The sequence below is a fragment of the Enterobacter cloacae complex sp. P2B genome, assembly GCF_014895985.1.
Classification (GTDB): Bacteria; Pseudomonadota; Gammaproteobacteria; order Enterobacterales; family Enterobacteriaceae; genus Enterobacter; species Enterobacter bugandensis.
In genome coordinates this window covers 349939-370354 of record NZ_JADBQQ010000007.1, presented here as the reverse complement: position 1 = coordinate 370354, position 20416 = coordinate 349939, and the positions used below count along the sequence as shown (strand labels likewise).

The following is a 20416-nucleotide window of genomic DNA, read 5'->3' as shown; positions in this document are numbered from 1 at the left end:
GCCAAGCGGTAAGGCACCGGATTCTGATTCCGGCATTCCGAGGTTCGAATCCTCGTACCCCAGCCAATTTAAAAGTCGTTAAGCAGTCTGTTTAACGCAATTGGGGTGTCGCCAAGCGGTAAGGCTCTGGTTTCTGATACCAGCATTCCGGGGTTCGAATCCCTGCACCCCAGCCACTTAAAACAAACAAGCCCGCTCTGCGGGCTTTTTTGTTTTTGTTGCTCAGAATAGTGCGGCCTGATGCCCTCACCCTACCCCTCTCCCACGGGGAGAGGGAATTAAGATTAGAGTCCGAGGGCGTATTTCAGCGCCTGACGCTTCAGCCCACCGGCACGCTCTGCCGCCATTAAGCCAATGTTACGCAGAATGCGCACCGGGGCCAGATCATTGCTGAAACCGGCATAGAACAGATCCATCCCTGACTGCATGATGAAGTTATCCGCCATACGGCGCGTCTGGTAGCGCTTCAGTACCTGATGGCTGGCCCAGGCTTCCGCGTGAGCGCGTGCGTTGCCCAGCACGTCCAGTAACGCATCGACGTCACGGTATCCAAGATTGACTCCCTGCCCCGCCAGCGGGTGGATGGTGTGTGCCGCATCGCCCACCAGCGCCAGCCCTTCTCGGGCATACTGTAAAGCATGACGGCGCGTGAGCGGGAATGCACCTGCGGTGACTGGCGTCACGTTGCCAAGGCGGCTCGGGAAGTGAAGCAGGATCTCGCGCTGCAGCTGCTCCATCGACAGCCCCTGCAGCTGGCGAATGCGCGCCGGTTTGTCGTACCACACCAGCGAAGCCCAGTTATCAAACAGCGGCAAGAATGCATGCGGGCCGTTCGGCGTAAAGTGCTGCCAGGTGCTTTCGCCCGGCGCATTCTCACACTGAACGGTGATTAACATGCAGGATTGCTGATATTGCCAGGCATGAACCCCAATACCCGCCATCTCCCTGACCTGCGAGTTAGCGCCATCGGCCCCGACGACCAGCTTCACGGCCAGTTCATCGCCGCTGTCGAGCGTCAGCAAATAGCCGCTTTCATGAGGATGCAGTGCCTTAAGTGACGCAGGCATACGCAGCGTCACCTTCGGATGTGCCTCCAGCGCCTGCCAGAGCGCCAGCTGGAGCACGTTGTTTTCCACCATATAGCCCAGGCGCGGCAGCTTCAGCTCGGCGGCGTCAAACGACACGTGGGCATTTTCCCACTCCCAGGTTTCAAGGCGGCTGTAAGGGTGTGCGCGCATCGCCTGCACCGCCTCCCAGACGCCCAGGCCGCGCAGCAGATCGACGGACGCTGCGCTGATGGCGGAAATGCGCACGTCCGGTTTGCTGGCGGGATCGAATGCCGGGGGAGCCGCCTGTTCAATAACGGTTACATCAAATCCCTGCTGCGCCAGCCCCAGCGCCAGCGCGCCGCCGACCATACCGCCGCCGACAACGGCAACTTCGGTGTGTTGGAGTGTCATGGTCAATTTTCCTTATTGGAGAATCCCTTAAGTTTACCGGATTTTTGCGGTCCTGAGACACACAACCTTCATACTGGTCACAACCCCACCAAAGCATTACAATACGCGGCTTGCAATCCTGAGCTGAGCAAGTCGATGACTAAAAAACTCCATATAAAAACCTGGGGCTGTCAGATGAACGAATACGATTCATCCAAGATGGCCGATCTGCTGGATACCACCCACGGATACCAGCTGACTGAAAATGCGAAAGAAGCCGATGTGCTGCTGCTGAACACCTGTTCAATTCGTGAAAAAGCGCAGGAAAAAGTCTTTCATGTGTTAGGCCGCTGGAAGCTTCTCAAACGGAAAAATCCGGACCTGATCATTGGCGTCGGTGGCTGCGTCGCCTCGCAGGAAGGTAAGCTGATCCGTCAGAGAGCCCCGTATGTGGATATCGTCTTTGGTCCTCAGACCCTGCACCGCCTGCCGGAGATGATCAATCAGGTTCGCGGTAACCGTAGCCCGGTCGTTGACGTCAGCTTCCCGGAGATCGAGAAATTTGACCGTCTGCCAGAGCCGCGCGCCGATGGCCCGACCGCCTTCGTCTCGATCATGGAAGGCTGCAACAAATACTGTACCTACTGCGTGGTGCCTTACACCCGCGGTGAAGAGGTCAGCCGCCCGGCGGACGACATTCTGTTTGAAATTGCCCAGCTTGCCGCGCAGGGCGTTCGCGAAGTGAACCTGCTGGGCCAGAACGTTAACGCCTGGCGCGGCGAGAACTACGACGGCACCACCGGCAGCTTTGCCGAACTGCTGCGCCTGGTGGCCGCGATTGACGGCATCGACCGTATTCGTTTTACCACCAGCCATCCGATGGAGTTTACCGACGACATTATTGACGTCTATCGCGATACGCCAGAGCTGGTGAGCTTCCTGCACCTGCCTATTCAGTGCGGATCTGACCGCGTGCTGAACCTGATGGGCCGCCCGCATACGGTGCTGGAGTACAAATCCACCATCCGCAAGCTGCGCGAAGCGCGCCCGGATATCCAGATTAGCTCTGACTTTATCGTCGGTTTCCCTGGCGAAACCGCTGATGACTTCGAGCGCACCATGAAGCTCATCGGTGAAGTGAACTTTGACGTCAGCTACAGCTTCATCTTCTCAGCGCGTCCTGGCACGCCTGCGGCCGACATGGTTGACGACGTGCCGGAAGAAGAGAAAAAGCAGCGTCTGTATATTCTTCAGGAACGCATCAACCAGCAGGCCAACGCCTGGAGCCGCCGCATGCTCGGCACCGTCCAGCGCATTCTGGTGGAAGGCACCTCCCGCAAGAGCATCATGGAGCTGTCCGGTCGTACCGAGAACAACCGCGTGGTGAACTTCGAAGGCACCCCGGACATGATTGGTAAATTTGTGGACGTCGAAATTGTCGAAGTGCTGACCAACTCGCTGCGCGCGAAGGTGGTACGCACCGAGGACGAAATGGGCCTGCGTATTGCCGAGTCACCGGAATCCGTTATTTCTCGTACCCGCAAAGAAAACGATTCTGGCGTTGGGATTTACCAGCCTTGATCCTTCAGGCCTGCCTCTTCGGCAGGCCTTGTATTTCCTCTCATCACCCCCAATATCTACCGCAACGCTTGCGCCTTTATTCTGTGGCGTGAATAATTTCGGTAATGACCGTTCTATTGCGCCGTGTGGCAGCGGGTCAGTTAACCAATTAAAGAGGAACAGTTTGAACATAGATACGCGTGAAATTAGCCTTGAGCCCGCAGACAACGCTCGCCTGCTGAGCCTGTGCGGGCCGTTTGATGACAACATCAAACAACTGGAGCGACGTCTGGGTATCGAAATCAATCGTCGCGATAACCATTTCAAACTCACCGGACGCCCTATCTGCGTCAACGCGGCAGCAGATATTCTGCGCAGCCTGTATGTCGATACCGCCCCGATGCGCGGCGAAATTCAGGATATCGAGCCGGAACAGATCCACCTCGCCATTAAAGAGGCGCGCGTGCTTGAGCAGAGCGCGGAAAGCGTGCCGGACTACGGCAAGGCGATCAATATCAAGACCAAGCGTGGCGTCATCAAGCCGCGTACGCCGAACCAGGCGCAGTACATCGCCAATATTCTTGACCATGACATCACCTTCGGCGTGGGTCTCGCGGGTACAGGTAAAACCTATCTGGCGGTTGCCGCTGCGGTGGATGCGCTGGAGCGTCAGGAGATCCGTCGTATCCTGCTGACCCGTCCTGCCGTTGAAGCGGGTGAAAAACTCGGCTTCCTGCCCGGCGATCTGAGCCAGAAGGTCGACCCTTACCTGCGCCCGCTGTACGACGCGCTGTTCGAGATGCTCGGCTTCGAGAAAGTGGAGAAGCTAATCGAACGTAACGTGATCGAAGTGGCCCCGCTCGCCTACATGCGCGGCCGCACGCTCAACGATGCGTTCATCATTCTCGATGAAAGCCAGAACACCACCATCGAACAGATGAAAATGTTCCTGACGCGTATCGGCTTCAACTCGAAAGCGGTGATCACCGGTGACGTCACCCAGATCGACCTGCCGCGCAGCACTAAATCAGGCCTGCGCCACGCCATTGAGGTGCTGTCAGAGGTAGACGAAATTAGCTTTAACTTCTTCCACAGTGAAGACGTCGTTCGCCACCCGGTGGTCGCGCGCATCGTTAACGCCTATGAAGCCTGGGAAGAGGCGGATCAAAAACGCAGGGCCGAACAGGCCGCGGAACGTAAGCGCGAAGCGCAGGAGCAAGAACAGAAATGAGTCAGGTGATCCTCGATTTACAGCTGGCATGTGAAGACAATTCCGGCATGCCAGAAGAGGCACAGTTTCAGAAATGGCTGGATGCGGTAATCCCCCAGTTTCAGGAAGAATCAGAAGTCACGATTCGCCTGGTGGATGAAGCGGAAAGCCATGAGCTTAACCTGACCTACCGCGGGAAAGATAAGCCAACCAACGTGCTCTCTTTCCCGTTCGAAGCGCCGCCGGGTATTGAGATGCCGCTGCTGGGCGATCTGATCATCTGCCGTCAGGTGGTTGAGCAGGAAGCCAAAGAGCAGCAGAAACCGCTGGAAGCCCACTGGGCGCATATGGTGGTACACGGCAGCCTGCACCTGCTGGGCTACGACCACATTGAAGATGACGAAGCGGAAGAGATGGAGTCCCTTGAGACAGAGATAATGCTTGCTCTGGGCTATGAGGATCCGTACATTGCCGAGAAAGAATAGTCAGTTACTGACTACCATGCCGCCGCGCAGGGACATAGCGCGGCGGTTAACATTGAACTAACAAGAGAACCCTTAACAAACGCCATGAGCGACGACAATTCACACAGTAGCGACACGACAACCAGTAAAAAGGGATTTTTCTCCCTCATTCTGAACCAGCTTTTCCACGGCGAGCCGAAAAACCGTGATGAACTGCTGGAGCTGATTCGTGATTCCGGGCAGAACGACCTTATCGACGAAGATACGCGCGAAATGCTCGAAGGGGTCATGGACATTGCCGACCAGCGCGTCCGCGACATCATGATCCCCCGCTCGCAGATGATCACCCTGAAACGTAACCAGACGCTGGACGAGTGCCTCGATGTGATCATCGAATCCGCCCACTCGCGTTTCCCGGTCATCAGCGAAGATAAAGATCACATCGAAGGGATTTTGATGGCCAAAGATCTGCTGCCGTTTATGCGCAGCGATGCCGAAGCCTTTAGCATGGAAAAAGTGTTACGCCAGGCCGTGGTCGTGCCGGAAAGTAAACGTGTGGATCGAATGCTGAAAGAGTTTCGCTCTCAGCGTTACCACATGGCGATTGTTATTGATGAATTCGGCGGTGTCTCAGGTCTTGTCACGATCGAAGATATTCTTGAGCTGATCGTGGGCGAAATCGAAGACGAGTACGACGAAGAAGAAGATATCGACTTCCGTCAGCTTAGCCGACACACCTGGACCGTGCGCGCGCTGGCCTCGATTGAAGATTTCAACGACGCCTTCGGTACCCACTTCAGCGATGAAGAGGTCGATACCATTGGCGGGCTGGTGATGCAGGCCTTTGGCCATCTTCCGGCGCGCGGTGAGACCGTTGACATCGACGGTTACCAGTTCAAAGTGGCAATGGCCGACAGCCGACGTATTATACAGGTTCACGTCAGAACGCCGGACGATTCACCGGTGCCAAAACTGGAAGATTAATGTAAATGGCATTTGCCCCATTGCTTGAACGCCAGCGCGTCCGTTTGCTGCTGGCGCTGTTACTCGGAGCCAGCGGTACGCTGGCTTTTTCTCCTTACGATATCTGGCCCGCGGCCATTCTCTCCCTGATGGGGCTTCAGGGGTTAACCCTGAATCGTCGTCCGGTACAGGCCGCTGCGATCGGCTACTTCTGGGGGCTGGGGCTATTTGGCTCCGGCATTAACTGGGTCTACGTCAGCATCGCACAGTTTGGCGGGATGCCGGGGCCGGTTAACGTCTTCCTGGTCGTCCTGCTCGCCGCCTATCTCTCGCTCTATACCGGTCTGTTCGCCGGGATTCTCTCTCGCCTGTGGCCTAAAACCACCTGGCTGCGTGTCGCCATTGCCGCGCCGGTGGTCTGGCAGATTACCGAGTTCCTCCGCGGCTGGGTGCTGACCGGCTTCCCGTGGCTGCAGTTCGGCTACAGCCAGATTGACGGCCCGTTGAAAGGTCTGGCACCGGTAATGGGCGTTGAAGCCATTAACTTCCTGCTGATGGTGGTGAGCGGCCTGCTGGTACTGGCGCTGGTCACGCGCGGCTGGAAGCCGCTGGCTGTGGCGCTGGTGCTGTTCGCTCTGCCCTTCCCGCTGCGCTACATCCAGTGGTTCACGCCCGAGCCCGAGCGCGCCATGCAGGTTTCCATGGTGCAGGGGAATATCCCGCAGTCCATGAAGTGGGACGAAAAAGAGCTGCTGAACACGCTGAAGATCTACGCCAACGCCACCGAAGAGGTGATGGGCAAATCGCAGCTGATTATCTGGCCAGAATCCGCTATTCCCGATCTGGAAATTAACCAGCAGCCGTTCCTCAACATGATGAACGATCTGCTGGTGGCGCGCGGCAGCACCCTGATTACCGGCATTGTTGATGCGCGACTGAATCAGCAGAACCGCTACGACACCTACAACACCATTATTACGCTCGGCAAAGACAGCGAATATAGCTACCACTCCACCGACCGGTACAACAAGAACCACCTCGTGCCGTTCGGTGAATTTGTGCCGCTGGAGTCTATTTTGCGTCCACTGGCACCGTTCTTTGACCTGCCGATGTCCTCCTTCAGCCGCGGTCCGTACGTTCAGCCCCAGCTTCACGCGCACGGTCTGGCCCTGACGGCCGCCATCTGCTACGAAATCATCCTCGGCGAGCAGGTGCGCGATAACTTCCGCCCGGACACCGACTATCTGCTGACCATCTCCAATGATGCGTGGTTCGGTAAATCAATCGGCCCGTGGCAGCACTTCCAGATGGCACGCATGCGTTCTCTGGAGCTGGCGCGTCCGCTGCTGCGTAGCACCAATAACGGCATCACCGCCGTGATTGGCCCGCAGGGCGAAATCCAGGCCATGATCCCGCAGTTCACCCGTGAAGTGCTGACAACCAAAGTCACGCCAACCACGGGCCTGACGCCGTATGCCCGCACCGGCAACTGGCCGCTGTGGATCCTGACCGCGCTGTTCGGCTTTGGCGCCGTGCTGATGAGCCTGCGTCAGCGTCATAAATAATCTTGCCTTCTGATGCCGGGTGGCGGCTGCGCCTTACCCGGCAATTTCCTCCCAATCTTCAATTCTGGCACGCCTGTTGCTTTATTTATTCACGTAAACGCTGACTGGCTTAACGTGCAACCTTGTCGCACCAGTGTAGATCGTCGCTAGCACCGAAACGGTGCAACGGGAGATTATTGCCTCTGAATGGTGCGGCGCGCTTCGCAAAAATAAACAATAACGCAGCAAAATCTTTACATTAAGCCAGACTAAATGTTAACAAGCTTGCATAACACTGCACTCGCATTGCGCGAGATATAACAACATCACAATGGGTATCTATGCGTCACTGGCGCTGATAAGAAAGGAGTTGGGTATGCAATTACGTAAACTGGCCACAGCAATGCTGGTTATGGGAATGTCCGCAGGCGTGGTTCACGCTGAAGACGCTCCGGCAGCAGGCAGCACTCTCGACAAGATTGCCAAAAACGGCGTCATCGTGGTCGGCCACCGTGAATCTTCCGTCCCGTTCTCTTACTACGACAACACGCAAAAAGTCGTGGGCTATTCACAGGATTACTCCAACGCTATCGTTGAAGCTGTGAAGAAAAAGCTGAACAAACCTGACCTGCAGGTGAAGCTGATCCCAATCACTTCACAGAACCGTATTCCACTGCTGCAAAACGGCACCTTTGACTTCGAGTGTGGTTCCACCACCAACAACCTCGAGCGTCAAAAACAGGCGGCCTTCTCTGACACCATCTTTGTCGTAGGCACCCGTCTGCTGACCAAGAAAGGCGGCGCGATCAAAGATTTTGCGGACCTGAAAGGCAAGGCGGTCGTTGTGACCTCCGGTACCACTTCTGAAGTCCTGCTGCACAAGCTGAACGACGAGAAGAAAATGGATATGCGCATCATCAGCGCGAAAGACCATGGCGACTCCTTCCGTACGCTGGAAAGCGGTCGTGCCGTCGCGTTTATGATGGATGACGCCCTGCTGGCGGGCGAACGTGCGAAGGCGAAGAAACCAGACAACTGGGATATCGTCGGTACCGCGCAGTCCAAAGAAGCCTACGGCTGTATGCTGCGTAAAGACGATCCGCAGTTCAAAAAGCTGATCGATGACACTATCGCCCAGGTGCAGACCTCCGGCGAAGCGGAAAAATGGTTCGACAAGTGGTTTAAGAACCCGATTCCACCAAAAAATCTCAATATGAACTTTGAACTGTCTGACGACATGAAAGCGCTGTTCAAATCTCCAAATGACAAGGCTCTTAACTAATTAGAACAACAGGGGCGGGATCTCCTGCCCTCTCGATTGTCGGGAAGCATGGACAGACATATACGCTGAGTGGTCGTTCCCCACTCAGCGCGAAAAAAGAGCTTCTCACCAATCTTCGAGGGTAGCGCTGCTACCCTCTTTTTTCTGGAGTTTATTATGTCAATAGACTGGAACTGGGGCATCTTCCTGCAACAAGCCCCGTTCGGCAACACCACCTATCTTGGCTGGCTGTGGAGCGGCTTTCAGGTTACCGTGGCATTATCGATAACGGCGTGGATCATCGCGTTTCTTGTCGGTTCGCTGTTCGGTATTCTGCGCACCGTCCCTAACCGTTTTCTTTCAACAATTGGCACACTGTATGTGGAACTGTTCCGTAACGTTCCGCTCATCGTGCAGTTCTTTACCTGGTATCTGGTCATCCCGGAACTGCTGCCGGAAAATATTGGCATGTGGTTCAAGTCGGAGCTGGATCCGAACGTGCAGTTCTTTGTCTCCTCCATGATGTGTCTGGGGCTGTTTACCGCTGCGCGCGTTTGCGAGCAGGTGCGTGCCGCCATTCAGTCATTGCCACGCGGACAAAAAAATGCGGGCCTGGCGATGGGCCTGACCCTGCCACAAACCTACCGCTACGTGCTGCTGCCTAACGCCTACCGCGTTATCGTTCCACCGATGACCTCTGAGATGATGAACCTGGTGAAAAACTCGGCCATCGCCTCAACCATCGGCCTGGTGGATATGGCTGCACAGGCGGGCAAGCTGCTGGATTACTCCGCTCACGCGTGGGAATCCTTCACCGCGATCACGCTCGCGTATGTTCTGATTAACGCTTTCATCATGCTGGTGATGAACCTGGTTGAACGCAAAGTACGCCTGCCGGGCAATCTGGGAGGCAAATAATGTACGAATTTGACTGGAGTTCTATTGTTCCATCCATGCCTTACCTGCTCGATGGCCTGGTGATTACCCTAAAGATCACCGCGATCGCTATCGTCGTGGGTATCGTCTGGGGCACCCTGCTGGCCGTCATGCGCCTGTCGAGCTTTAAGCCGCTCGCCTGGTTTGCGACTGCCTACGTTAACGTCTTCCGCTCCATCCCGCTGGTGATGGTGCTGCTGTGGTTTTACCTGATTGTTCCAGGCTTCTTACAGAATGTGCTGGGACTGTCGCCGAAAACCGACATCCGCCTGATCTCTGCGATGGTGGCGTTCTCGATGTTTGAGGCCGCTTACTATTCAGAGATTATCCGTGCGGGTATCCAGAGTATCTCCCGTGGGCAGTCCAGCGCCGCGCTGGCGCTGGGAATGACGCACTGGCAGTCCATGCAGCTCATCATTCTGCCTCAGGCGTTTCGCGCCATGGTTCCGCTCCTGCTGACCCAAGGTATCGTGCTGTTCCAGGATACCTCTCTGGTTTACGTTCTGAGTCTGGCGGACTTCTTCCGTACCGCGTCGACCATAGGTGAACGTGATGGTACGCAGGTCGAGATGGTACTCTTCGCGGGTGCGGTCTATTTTGTGATTAGTTTAAGCGCGTCGCTGTTGGTCAGCTGGCTGAAGAAAAGGACGGTATAATGATTTCCCTGAAAAATGTTTCTAAATGGTATGGGCACTTTCAGGTGCTGACCGACTGCTCCACCGAAGTCAAAAAAGGCGATGTGGTGGTGGTGTGCGGGCCGTCCGGTTCCGGTAAGTCTACGCTGATCAAAACGGTTAATGGTCTGGAGCCTGTGCAGCAGGGCGAAATTGTTGTTAACGGCACGAAAGTGAACGACAAGAAAACCAACCTGGCCCAGCTTCGCTCTCACGTCGGCATGGTGTTCCAGCATTTTGAGCTGTTCCCTCATCTGTCCATTATTGAGAACCTGACGCTGGCTCAGGTCAAAGTGCTCAAGCGTGATAAAAAAGCGTCGCGCGAAAAGGGGCTCAAGCTTCTGGAACGCGTGGGGCTTTCTGCACATGCCGATAAGTTCCCGGCACAGCTTTCCGGCGGCCAGCAGCAGCGTGTGGCGATTGCGCGCGCGCTGTGCATGGATCCGGTGGCGATGCTGTTCGATGAGCCCACGTCAGCGCTCGATCCTGAAATGATCAACGAAGTGCTGGACGTGATGGTCGAGCTGGCGCACGAAGGGATGACCATGATGGTGGTGACGCACGAAATGGGCTTCGCCCGTAAAGTGGCCAACCGCGTGATCTTCATGGACGAAGGGAAAATTGTCGAAGACTCACCGAAAGAAGAGTTCTTCGCCAATCCGAAATCCGAACGCGCCAAAGATTTCCTCGCGAAAATTCTGCACTAATCTTCTCGGTGCGCAATCTGCGGATTGCGCACTGCTTCACGCTTTAGATCTCTTTTTCTATTCGGCGTCACATCGCAGCGTTAACCTTGTCACAAAATAATGCTAAGAATGGAGAACGCTATGGCACACCCTATAATTCTCGACTGCGATCCGGGTCATGATGACGCGATCGCGCTCGTCCTCGCGCTTGCCTCACCTGAACTGGACGTGAAAGCGGTCACCTCGTCCGCCGGAAATCAGACGCCGGACAAAACCCTGCGCAACGTTTTACGAATGCTGACGCTGCTGAAACGCACCGATATTCCTGTCGCAGGCGGCGCCGTTAAGCCGCTGATGCGCGAGCTGATCATTGCCGACAACGTTCACGGTGAAAGCGGGCTGGATGGCCCGGCGCTGCCGGAGCCAGGTTTCACACCGCAAGACTGCACCGCCGTCGAGCTAATGGCGAAGGTGCTGCGTGAAAGCGCAGAGCCCGTGACGCTGGTGGCTACCGGCCCGCAGACCAACGTTGCGCTTCTGCTGAACAGCCATCCTGAACTGCACAGCAACATCGCCCGTATCGTCATCATGGGCGGATCAATGGGGCTGGGGAACTGGACGCCTGCGGCCGAATTCAACATCTTTGTTGATCCGGAGGCTGCGGAGATCGTCTTCCAGTCGGGCCTGCCGATTGTGATGGCGGGGCTGGACGTGACGCATCGGGCACAGATTATGGCAGACGATATTGACCGCTTCCGCGCCGTGGGCAACCCGGTTGCGACAACCGTAGCCGAGCTGCTCGACTTCTTTATGGAGTATCACAAAGCCGAGAAATGGGGCTTTCACGGCGCGCCGCTGCATGACCCGTGCACCATCGCCTGGCTGCTGAAGCCTGAAATGTTTACCACGGTGGACAGATGGGTTGGCGTGGAGACGCAGGGGAAATATACCCAGGGGATGACGGTGGTGGATTACTATTCGCTGACGGGAAATAAACCGAATACGACGCTGATGGTGGATATCGACCGGGCGGCGTTTGTGGATTTGCTGGCGGAAAGACTTGCTTACTATTGTGCGGCCTGACGCCCTCACCCTGGCCCTCTCCCACGGGGAGAGGGAACTAAACTGCGCTTTTACTTATGGCTCAAACGGGCGACGCTGGAACTGATCGTGCCCGCACTTCGGGCACAGCGGCAACACATCCGGCGTATATACCGCAATATGGTGATGGCACTTCTCGCACACCAGATTCCCCAGCCCCACCACTTCACCGCTCTGGTACACGCCGTGATGATTTAAATCCTGGAACACCTCGCGCCACTCCAGCTGGGTTTTATCGGTAATATCCGCCAGCTCCTGCCACAGGCTCTCTTTGATCACCCGCATAAAGACGCTGTCGGCGATCTCATCCTGGCTCTCTTCGTAGCTGCGCGCGAACTCTTCCAGATCGCGGCGTACGGCGCGCGTCACCTCTTCCACTTCGGTTCGCGTTAACTCACCCGTTTGCGTCACCCGTTCACGCGCCTGTTCGACCAGCGCGTCAATATCGCGCTCGCCGTTACGCAGCCGTTCCGTCAGTGTCGCCACCAGTTCGCGGTAAAATTGAGCAACCTTGTTCATCATTTTGCCTCCCGGGTAAGTAACTATTTCTAATAATAGACCTTATTTCGCCGCCGCTTTGTCAGGTGAAGCACAGACCCGGTAAATTCCTGCAAAGTGCAATTGCGCGAAAGGCTGTTTTGACGCGGGCGTTTGGGCTATGCTATGCGGATCTGAATTACCACATCCATTGGCTACATTTTTGTAGCTGTATTGAACACAGGACCACTGGCTGCCATGCAAGAGCAATACCGCCCGGAAGAGATAGAATCAAAAGTCCAGCAACACTGGGACGAGAAGCGCACCTTTGAAGTAACCGAAGACGAGAGCAAAGAGAAGTATTACTGCCTGTCGATGCTTCCCTATCCTTCTGGTCGACTACACATGGGCCACGTGCGTAACTACACCATCGGTGATGTGATCGCCCGTTACCAGCGCATGCTGGGCAAAAACGTTCTGCAGCCAATCGGCTGGGATGCGTTCGGCCTGCCTGCAGAAGGCGCAGCGGTAAAAAACAATACCGCTCCGGCACCGTGGACGTACGACAACATCGCGTACATGAAAAACCAGCTCAAAATGCTGGGCTTCGGCTATGACTGGAGCCGCGAGCTGGCGACCTGCACCCCGGAATACTACCGCTGGGAGCAGAAGTTCTTCACCGAGCTGTACAAAAAAGGCCTGGTGTACAAGAAGACCTCTGCCGTTAACTGGTGCCCGAATGACCAGACCGTTCTGGCGAACGAGCAGGTTATCGACGGCTGCTGCTGGCGCTGCGACACCAAAGTTGAGCGTAAAGAGATCCCGCAGTGGTTTATCAAAATCACCGCTTACGCTGACGAACTGCTGAACGATCTGGATACACTGGATCACTGGCCTGACACCGTTAAGACCATGCAGCGCAACTGGATCGGCCGTTCTGAAGGCGTGGAAATTACCTTCAACGTTGAGAACTACGACCAGACCCTGACCGTCTACACCACCCGTCCGGATACCTTCATGGGTGCGACCTATCTGGCCGTGGCCGCAGGTCACCCGCTGGCGCAGAAAGCGGCAGAGAACAACCCGGAACTGGCGACCTTCATCGACGAATGCCGCAACACGAAAGTGGCCGAAGCCGACATGGCGACGATGGAGAAAAAAGGCGTTGCGACGGGCTTCTATGCTAAGCACCCGCTGACGGGCGAAGCGATCCCGGTCTGGGCTGCAAACTTCGTTCTGATGGAGTACGGTACTGGTGCTGTCATGGCCGTTCCGGGCCACGATCAGCGCGACTACGAGTTTGCCACCAAATACAACCTGCCGATTAAAGCCGTTATTCTGGCCGCCGATGGTTCTGAACCTGACCTGTCCGAGCAGGCGTTGACCGAAAAAGGCACCCTGTTCAACTCCGGTGAGTTCAGCGGCCTCAGCTTCGAAGAGGGCTTCAACGCCATCGCCGATAAGCTGGCCTCATTGGGCGTGGGCGAGCGTAAAGTGAACTTCCGTCTGCGCGACTGGGGCGTGTCCCGTCAGCGTTACTGGGGTGCGCCAATTCCAATGGTGACCCTGGAAGACGGCACCGTCATGCCAACGCCTGAAGATCAGCTGCCCGTGATCCTGCCGGAAGACGTGGTTATGGACGGCATCACCAGCCCGATCAAAGCCGATCCTGAGTGGGCTAAAACCACCGTCAACGGCCAGCCTGCGCTGCGTGAAACCGACACCTTCGATACCTTTATGGAGTCCTCCTGGTACTACGCGCGCTACACCTGCCCGCAGTATAAAGAAGGCATGCTGGATTCTGACGCCGCCAACTACTGGCTGCCGGTAGATATCTATATTGGTGGTATCGAACACGCCATCATGCACCTGCTCTACTTCCGCTTTTTCCATAAGCTGATGCGCGATGCCGGCATGGTGAACTCTGACGAGCCCGCTAAACAGCTGCTGTGCCAGGGTATGGTGCTGGCAGACGCCTTCTACTACGTTGGCGCGAACGGAGAGCGTAACTGGGTTTCTCCAGTTGATGCGATCGTTGAGCGCGACGAGAAAGGCCGTATCGTGAAGGCGACAGACGCTGAAGGCCATGAACTGGTTTATACCGGCATGAGCAAGATGTCCAAGTCTAAAAACAACGGTATCGACCCGCAGGTGATGGTTGAGCGTTACGGCGCGGACACCGTACGTCTGTTCATGATGTTTGCTTCTCCGGCTGATATGACCCTTGAGTGGCAGGAATCCGGCGTAGAAGGCGCGAACCGCTTCCTGAAACGCGTCTGGAAGCTGGTGTACGAACATACCGCACAGGGTGATGCTCCGGCACTGAACGCCGCTGCGCTGAGCGAAGATCAGCAGGCGCTGCGTCGTGATGTTCATAAAACGATCGCGAAAGTGACCGATGATATTGGTCGTCGTCAGACCTTCAATACCGCAATTGCGGCTATTATGGAACTGATGAACAAGCTTGCGAAAGCCCCGCAGGACGGCGAGCAGGATCGTGCCATCATGCGTGAAGCGCTGCTGGCCGTGGTTCGCATGCTTAACCCGTTCACGCCACACGTCAGCTTCACCCTGTGGCAGGAGCTGAAAGGCGAAGGCGATATCGACAACGCGCCGTGGCCGGTGGCTGACGAAGCAGCGATGGTGGAAAACACCACGCTGGTGGTGGTCCAGGTCAACGGCAAAGTCCGTGGTAAAATTACCGTGGCGGTCGATGCAACTGAAGATCAGGTTCGCGAGCGCGCGGGCCAGGAACCTCTGGTTGCGAAATATCTTGAGGGCGTTAACTTACGTAAAGCGATCTACGTACCGGGTAAACTGCTCAATCTGGTCGTTGGCTAAGCGCGGGAGGAAACGTGCGACAACTGGCAACAATACTCTTATCTTTGGCGGTGCTTGTCACCGCTGGCTGTGGCTGGCACCTGCGCAATACCACGGCGGTGCCTGCTGAGATGAAAACAATGATCTTTGATTCCGGGGATCCAAACGGACCGCTCAGCCGGGCCATTCGTAATCAGCTGCGCCTGAACGGCGTTGAGCTTGTTGAGAAAGGTACGCTGCGCCAGGATGTACCGTCTCTGCGCGTACTGGGAATGACGCTGGGCCAGGATACGGCGTCCATCTTCCAGGACGGCCGCACGGCTGAATATCAGATGGTGCTGTCGGTCAATGCGGCTGTACTGATCCCGGGTAAAGACATCTATCCGATCAGCGCAAAAGTGTATCGTTCGTTCTTTGATAACCCGCAAACCGCGCTGGCAAAAGATGCCGAACAGCAAATTATCATCAACGAAATGTACGACAAGGCGGCGGAACAGCTGATCCGCAAACTGCCGGGTATTGCAGCGTCTAACCGAGAAGGCTCTGACATTATTGAAAAACCGGATGCCAGTACGCCTCCTGTTTCTACCTCTCTGGGTAAATGATGATCAGGCTGTATCCTGAACAACTCCGCGCGCAGCTCAATGAAGGGCTGCGCGCGGCGTATCTGCTGCTCGGAAACGACCCGTTACTACTTCAGGAAAGCCTGGATGCCGTGCGGCATGCGGCCGCGGCTCAGGGCTTTGATGAACACCATACCTTTCAGGTGGATAACGCCACCGACTGGAACGCCCTCTTCTCACTCTGTCAGGCGATGAGCCTTTTTGCGTCGCGCCAGACAATCCAGATCCTGCTGCCGGAGAACGGCCCTAACGCGGCCATCAATGAGCAACTCGCCACACTGGTCAGCCTGTTACACAGCGATCTGCTGTTAATTGTGCGCGGCAGCAAGCTCACCAAAGCGCAGGAAAACGCGGCATGGTTCACCCAGCTCGCGACCCACGCGGTGCTGGTCACCTGCCAGACGCCTGAGCAGGCGCATCTGCCTAAATGGGTCGCCGCGAGAGCGAAGCAGCACAACCTTCAACTGGACGATGCGGCGAACCAACTGCTCTGCTACTGCTATGAAGGCAACCTGCTGGCCCTGGCACAGGCGCTGGACAGGCTCTCCCTGCTCTGGCCGGACGGCAAGCTGACTTTACCGCGCGTTGAGCAGGCCGTTAACGATGCCGCACACTTCACGCCGTTCCACTGGGTGGATGCTCTGTTGTCGGCGAAAAGCAAACGCGCCCTGCATATTCTCCAGCAGCTGCGCCTGGAGGGCAGTGAACCCGTCATCCTGCTGCGCACGCTGCAGCGCGAGCTGTTGCTGCTGATAACGCTCAAGCGCCAGTCGGCCCATACGCCGTTACGCTCCCTGTTTGATAAACACCGGGTGTGGCAAAACCGGCGGGCAATGACCACCGAGGCCATCAACCGCCTGAGCCATGAACAGCTGCGCCAGGCGGTGCAGCTTCTGATGCGCGCCGAGCTCACCCTAAAACAAGATTACGGCCAGTCGGTGTGGGCGGAGCTGGAAAGCCTTTCCCTGCTGCTTTGCCACAAGGCGCTGGCTGACGTATTTATTGATGGATAGTATGCACTCTTTACAGGCCCTGTATGGCGGCACCTTTGACCCGGTACACTACGGGCATCTGAAGCCGGTAGAAATTCTGGCAAATCTGATCGGCCTGCAGCGCGTTACCATCATGCCCAATAATGTTCCGCCGCACCGCCCCCAGCCTGAAGCAACCAGCGAGCAGCGCAAAGAGATGCTCGCTCTGGCTATCGCGGATAAGCCGCTCTTCAGGCTGGATGAACGGGAATTGCGTCGCGACACCCCCTCGTGGACGTCGCAAACGCTGCAGGAGTGGCGGGCCGAGCAAGGGCCTGACCAGCCGCTCGCCTTTATCATCGGTCAGGACTCCCTGCTCAACTTCCCCACGTGGCACAAGTATGAAACCATTCTGGGGAACAGCCACCTGCTCGTCTGCCGCCGTCCGGGCTACCCGCTGACCATGCGCGAAGCGCAATATCAGCAGTGGCTTGAAGACCATCTCACCGATAACGTTGAAGATCTTCACAACCAGCCCGCCGGGAAGATTTATCTGGCGGAGACGCCGTGGTTCGACATCTCTGCGACCGTTATTCGCGAACGTTTACAGCAGGGTTTAGCCTGTGACGATCTGCTGCCTGCCCCGGTGCTGGCGTATATTCATACGCACGGGTTGTATCAGAAAACCGCAGATAAATAGCCGGAGGGCATAAAAAGCAGCATATTGATTATCCTGCCTTGACAGGTTAAGCCATACTGTTATCCTCCGCTGCCAGACTTTCCCGCCGATCGTTGCTTTACAGAAATTGTTTTACAAAAATGGCGATGCAATCTCAGGCGGAGGGTGGGATGATACCCGCCTTCAAAAGCCCGGACGGTGACATTTGTCCCGACAGGGGCGTCAGTTCAGGTATACTGTCTGGCCACGAATTCATAGTTGTACAATCTCATTCACCCAGGGGGAAAACTTGCAGGGTAAAGCACTCCAGGATTTTGTTATCGACAAAATTGATGACCTGAAAGGTCAGGACATCATCGCTATCGACGTTAAGGGTAAATCCAGTATTACCGACTGCATGATTATCTGCACCGGTACCTCTACGCGTCATGTTGTTTCGATTGCCGACCATGTGGTTCAGGAATCGCGCGCAGCAGGACTCTTACCGCTTGGCGTTGAAGGTGAAGCGACCGCTGACTGGGTGGTTGTTGACCTCGGCGATGTGATTGTCCACGTCATGCAGGAAGAGAGCCGTCGCCTGTATGAGCTGGAAAAACTCTGGGGTTAATGCGTGAAGTTGCAGCTGGTCGCCGTCGGCACCAAAATGCCGGACTGGGTACAAACCGGTTTTACTGAATATCTGCGTCGTTTTCCCAAAGACATGCCGTTCGAACTGGTGGAGATCCCCGCCGGGAAGCGCGGCAAGAACGCCGATATCAAACGTATTCTCGATAAAGAGGGCGAACTGATGCTTGCTGCCGCAGGCAAAAACCGCATCGTCACCCTCGATATTCCAGGAAAACCCTGGGATACGCCGCAGCTGGCGCACGAACTGGAGCGCTGGAAGCAGGACGGTCGTGACGTCAGTCTGTTGATTGGCGGCCCCGAAGGGTTGTCCCCTGCCTGCAAAGCGGCAGCAGAACAAAGTTGGTCCCTCTCCGCGCTGACGCTTCCCCACCCGCTCGTTCGGGTACTGGTGGCAGAAAGCCTGTATCGCGCGTGGAGCATTACTACCAACCACCCCTATCACCGCGAGTAATGACTGACCAGGGTAGATTAAGCAGCGGATGAAACTACAGAATTCTTTTCGCGACTATACGGCTGAGTCCGCGCTGTTTGTGCGCCGGGCGCTGGTCGCCTTCACCGGGATTTTGCTGCTTACCGGCGTGCTGATCGCCAACCTTTATAATCTGCAAATTGTCCGCTTTACCGATTACCAGACGCGTTCCAACGAAAACCGTATCAAGCTGGTCCCTATCGCACCCAGCCGCGGCATTATTTACGATCGTAACGGCACCCCGCTGGCGTTAAACCGCACCATCTATCAAGTCGAGATGATGCCGGAAAAAGTCGATAACGTTCAGGATACGCTGGAAGCGCTGAAAAGCGTTGTCGACCTGAACGACGACGATATCGCCGCCTTCAAAAAAGAGCGCGCCCGCTCTCACCGTTTCACCTCCATTCCGGTTAAAACCAATCTGACGGAAGTCCAGGTCGCCCGTTTTGCGGTGAACCAGTACCGCTTCCCCGGTGTGGAAGTGAAGGGTTACAAGCGTCGCTACTATCCTTACGGATCCGCGCTGACGCATGTGATTGGCTACGTTTCCAAGATTAACGATAAAGACGTCGAGCGCCTCGATAAAGACGGCAAGCTGGCGAACTACGCCGCGACGCACGATATCGGCAAGCTGGGGATTGAACGCTACTACGAAGATGTCCTGCACGGGCAGACCGGCTATGAAGAAGTTGAGGTTAACAACCGTGGCCGCGTCATCCGCCAGCTTAAGGAAGTGCCGCCTCAGGCGGGGCACGACGTCTATCTGACGCTCGATCTCAAACTGCAACAGTATATTGAAACCCTGCTGGCGGGCAGCCGCGCCGCCGTGGTGGTCACCGACCCACGCACCGGCGGCATTCTGGCCATGGTTTCCATGCCAAGCTATGACCCGAACCTCTTTGTTGACGGCATCTCCAGCAAAGACTACTCCGGCCTGCTGAATGACCCTAACACCCCGCTGGTGAACCGCGCCACGCAAGGCGTTTACCCACCGGCATCAACGGTTAAACCGTACGTGGCGGTCTCAGCGCTGAGCGCGGGCGTCATCAACCGCAATACCAGCCTGTTTGACCCGGGCTGGTGGCAGCTACCGGGCTCTGAAAAACGCTATCGCGACTGGAAGAAATGGGGCCACGGCCATCTGAACGTTACGAAATCTCTGGAAGAATCTGCGGATACCTTCTTCTATCAGGTGGCGTATGACATGGGCATTGACCGCCTGTCAGAGTGGATGAGCAAATTCGGCTACGGGCACTACACCGGCGTGGATCTGGCTGAGGAACGGTCAGGCAACATGCCAACCCGCGAGTGGAAACTAAAGCGCTTCAAGAAGCCGTGGTATCAGGGTGATACCATACCGGTGGGTATCGGCCAGGGTTACTGGACGGCCACCCCGCTTCAGATGAACAAAGCGATGATGATCCTCATTAACGACGGCGTGGTGAAAGTTCCGCATCTGCTGCAAAGCACCGTTGAAGATGGCAAAAAAGTGCCGTGGGTGCAGCCCCATGAAGCGCCGGTAGGCGACATCCATTCCGGCTTCTGGGAAATAGCGAAAGACGGTATGTACGGTGTGGCAAACCGTCCAAACGGAACCGCGCACAAGTATTTCGCCGGTACGCCATATAAAGTGGCCGCGAAATCCGGTACGGCGCAGGTCTTTGGCCTGAAAGCCAATGAAACCTATAACGCACACCGCATTGCCGAACGTCTGCGTGACCATAAGCTAATGACGGCGTTTGCCCCTTATGATAACCCGCAGGTGGCGGTGGCAATGATTCTGGAGAACGGCGGCGCTGGCCCGGCGGTAGGGACCATCATGCGCCAGATCCTGGACCACATTATGCTGGGTGATAACAACACCGAACTGCCGGCTGAAAATCCGGCCGCCGCTGCGGCGGAGGACCAATAA

The 20416-nt window shown here is 56.2% G+C and carries 19 protein-coding genes and 1 tRNA gene; 18 read left to right on the top strand and 2 right to left on the bottom strand.

Annotated elements, in window-relative coordinates:
- Positions 1-101 precede the first annotated feature (101 nt).
- Positions 102-176 (top strand) — tRNA-Gln (locus IM313_RS08100).
- Between the two features lie 108 nt (positions 177-284).
- On the opposite strand, the gene ubiF is transcribed toward IM313_RS08100, so the two are convergent.
- A complete protein-coding gene (ubiF, locus tag IM313_RS08095; protein ID WP_047363671.1) occupies positions 285-1460 on the bottom strand; it encodes a 3-demethoxyubiquinol 3-hydroxylase in 1176 nt (391 codons plus the stop codon).
- 135 nt (positions 1461-1595) lie between these two features.
- On the opposite strand from ubiF, the gene miaB reads away from it, so the two are divergent.
- The 10 genes from miaB to rihA all read left to right on the top strand — a co-directional run bounded on the left by miaB (position 1596) and on the right by rihA (position 11820).
- Positions 1596-3020, top strand: a complete 1425-nt coding sequence (gene miaB / locus IM313_RS08090; protein WP_028012350.1) for a tRNA (N6-isopentenyl adenosine(37)-C2)-methylthiotransferase MiaB — start codon at positions 1596-1598, stop codon at positions 3018-3020.
- 163 nt (positions 3021-3183) lie between these two features.
- The gene (locus IM313_RS08085) at positions 3184-4230 is read left to right on the top strand and encodes a PhoH family protein (RefSeq protein ID WP_192971408.1); all 1047 of its coding nucleotides are present in this window, start codon (positions 3184-3186) and stop codon (positions 4228-4230) included.
- Complete coding sequence (gene ybeY, locus IM313_RS08080) at positions 4227-4694, top strand: rRNA maturation RNase YbeY (protein ID WP_003858677.1); 468 nt, start codon at positions 4227-4229, stop codon at positions 4692-4694. Before IM313_RS08085 ends, ybeY begins: the two co-directional genes overlap by 4 nt.
- A gap of 84 nt (positions 4695-4778) precedes the next feature.
- Positions 4779-5657 carry a CNNM family magnesium/cobalt transport protein CorC gene (gene corC, locus IM313_RS08075; RefSeq protein WP_021242574.1) on the top strand — a complete coding sequence of 293 codons (879 nt, stop codon included), beginning with the start codon at positions 4779-4781 and terminating at the stop codon, positions 5655-5657.
- A gap of 5 nt (positions 5658-5662) precedes the next feature.
- Complete coding sequence (lnt, locus tag IM313_RS08070; protein ID WP_045630864.1) at positions 5663-7201, top strand: apolipoprotein N-acyltransferase; 1539 nt, start codon at positions 5663-5665, stop codon at positions 7199-7201.
- A gap of 355 nt (positions 7202-7556) precedes the next feature.
- The gene (locus IM313_RS08065; RefSeq protein ID WP_014831086.1) at positions 7557-8462 is read left to right on the top strand and encodes an amino acid ABC transporter substrate-binding protein; all 906 of its coding nucleotides are present in this window, start codon (positions 7557-7559) and stop codon (positions 8460-8462) included.
- Between the two features lie 156 nt (positions 8463-8618).
- The gene (locus IM313_RS08060) at positions 8619-9359 is read left to right on the top strand and encodes an amino acid ABC transporter permease (RefSeq protein WP_028012347.1); all 741 of its coding nucleotides are present in this window, start codon (positions 8619-8621) and stop codon (positions 9357-9359) included.
- Positions 9359-10033, top strand: a complete 675-nt coding sequence (gltK, locus tag IM313_RS08055; RefSeq protein ID WP_028012346.1) for a glutamate/aspartate ABC transporter permease GltK — start codon at positions 9359-9361, stop codon at positions 10031-10033. The genes IM313_RS08060 and gltK overlap by 1 nt, the downstream gene beginning before the upstream one ends.
- On the top strand, positions 10033-10758 hold the full coding sequence (locus IM313_RS08050) for an amino acid ABC transporter ATP-binding protein (RefSeq protein WP_014883001.1): 726 nt from the start codon (positions 10033-10035) through the stop codon (positions 10756-10758). The genes gltK and IM313_RS08050 overlap by 1 nt, the downstream gene beginning before the upstream one ends.
- 120 nt (positions 10759-10878) lie before the next feature.
- Positions 10879-11820: a pyrimidine-specific ribonucleoside hydrolase RihA gene (rihA, locus tag IM313_RS08045; protein ID WP_192971409.1), complete on the top strand. Its 942-nt coding sequence runs from the start codon at positions 10879-10881 to the stop codon at positions 11818-11820.
- A gap of 54 nt (positions 11821-11874) precedes the next feature.
- Here the strand turns inward: rihA and IM313_RS08040 are convergent, their stop codons facing one another.
- The gene (locus tag IM313_RS08040; protein ID WP_028012343.1) at positions 11875-12357 is read right to left on the bottom strand and encodes a zinc ribbon-containing protein; all 483 of its coding nucleotides are present in this window, start codon (positions 12355-12357) and stop codon (positions 11875-11877) included.
- A 216-nt stretch (positions 12358-12573) separates the two neighbouring features.
- On the opposite strand from IM313_RS08040, the gene leuS reads away from it, so the two are divergent.
- The 7 genes from leuS to mrdA all read left to right on the top strand — a co-directional run bounded on the left by leuS (position 12574) and on the right by mrdA (position 20416).
- Positions 12574-15156, top strand: a complete 2583-nt coding sequence (gene leuS, locus IM313_RS08035) for a leucine--tRNA ligase (RefSeq protein WP_192971410.1) — start codon at positions 12574-12576, stop codon at positions 15154-15156.
- A gap of 14 nt (positions 15157-15170) precedes the next feature.
- Positions 15171-15740, top strand: a complete 570-nt coding sequence (lptE, locus tag IM313_RS08030) for an LPS assembly lipoprotein LptE (protein WP_041910796.1) — start codon at positions 15171-15173, stop codon at positions 15738-15740.
- Entirely contained in the window at positions 15740-16771 is a 1032-nt protein-coding gene (gene holA, locus IM313_RS08025; RefSeq protein ID WP_126345157.1) for a DNA polymerase III subunit delta, read from the top strand. Before lptE ends, holA begins: the two co-directional genes overlap by 1 nt.
- Positions 16764-17429, top strand: a complete 666-nt coding sequence (gene nadD, locus IM313_RS08020) for a nicotinate-nucleotide adenylyltransferase (RefSeq protein ID WP_028012339.1) — start codon at positions 16764-16766, stop codon at positions 17427-17429. Before holA ends, nadD begins: the two co-directional genes overlap by 8 nt.
- A gap of 268 nt (positions 17430-17697) precedes the next feature.
- Positions 17698-18015, top strand: coding sequence for a ribosome silencing factor (rsfS, locus tag IM313_RS08015; RefSeq protein ID WP_003858696.1), 318 nt, complete (start codon positions 17698-17700; stop codon positions 18013-18015).
- Positions 18016-18018: 3 nt separating this feature from the next.
- Positions 18019-18486 carry a 23S rRNA (pseudouridine(1915)-N(3))-methyltransferase RlmH gene (rlmH, locus tag IM313_RS08010; RefSeq protein WP_003858701.1) on the top strand — a complete coding sequence of 156 codons (468 nt, stop codon included), beginning with the start codon at positions 18019-18021 and terminating at the stop codon, positions 18484-18486.
- Positions 18487-18514: 28 nt separating this feature from the next.
- Complete coding sequence (gene mrdA, locus IM313_RS08005) at positions 18515-20416, top strand: peptidoglycan DD-transpeptidase MrdA (RefSeq protein WP_192971411.1); 1902 nt, start codon at positions 18515-18517, stop codon at positions 20414-20416.

Coding starts and splice junctions, on each gene's coding strand:
- corC (WP_021242574.1), top strand. CDS start 4,779: ATGAGCGACGACAATTCACACAGTAGCGACACGACAACCAGTAAAAAG.
- IM313_RS08040 (WP_028012343.1), bottom strand. CDS start 12,357: ATGAACAAGGTTGCTCAATTTTACCGCGAACTGGTGGCGACACTGACG.
- IM313_RS08065 (WP_014831086.1), top strand. CDS start 7,557: ATGCAATTACGTAAACTGGCCACAGCAATGCTGGTTATGGGAATGTCC.
- ubiF (WP_047363671.1), bottom strand. CDS start 1,460: ATGACACTCCAACACACCGAAGTTGCCGTTGTCGGCGGCGGTATGGTC.
- miaB (WP_028012350.1), top strand. CDS start 1,596: ATGACTAAAAAACTCCATATAAAAACCTGGGGCTGTCAGATGAACGAA.
- nadD (WP_028012339.1), top strand. CDS start 16,764: ATGGATAGTATGCACTCTTTACAGGCCCTGTATGGCGGCACCTTTGAC.
- ybeY (WP_003858677.1), top strand. CDS start 4,227: ATGAGTCAGGTGATCCTCGATTTACAGCTGGCATGTGAAGACAATTCC.
- holA (WP_126345157.1), top strand. CDS start 15,740: ATGATCAGGCTGTATCCTGAACAACTCCGCGCGCAGCTCAATGAAGGG.
- IM313_RS08060 (WP_028012347.1), top strand. CDS start 8,619: ATGTCAATAGACTGGAACTGGGGCATCTTCCTGCAACAAGCCCCGTTC.
- IM313_RS08050 (WP_014883001.1), top strand. CDS start 10,033: ATGATTTCCCTGAAAAATGTTTCTAAATGGTATGGGCACTTTCAGGTG.
- mrdA (WP_192971411.1), top strand. CDS start 18,515: ATGAAACTACAGAATTCTTTTCGCGACTATACGGCTGAGTCCGCGCTG.
- leuS (WP_192971410.1), top strand. CDS start 12,574: ATGCAAGAGCAATACCGCCCGGAAGAGATAGAATCAAAAGTCCAGCAA.
- rihA (WP_192971409.1), top strand. CDS start 10,879: ATGGCACACCCTATAATTCTCGACTGCGATCCGGGTCATGATGACGCG.
- gltK (WP_028012346.1), top strand. CDS start 9,359: ATGTACGAATTTGACTGGAGTTCTATTGTTCCATCCATGCCTTACCTG.
- lnt (WP_045630864.1), top strand. CDS start 5,663: ATGGCATTTGCCCCATTGCTTGAACGCCAGCGCGTCCGTTTGCTGCTG.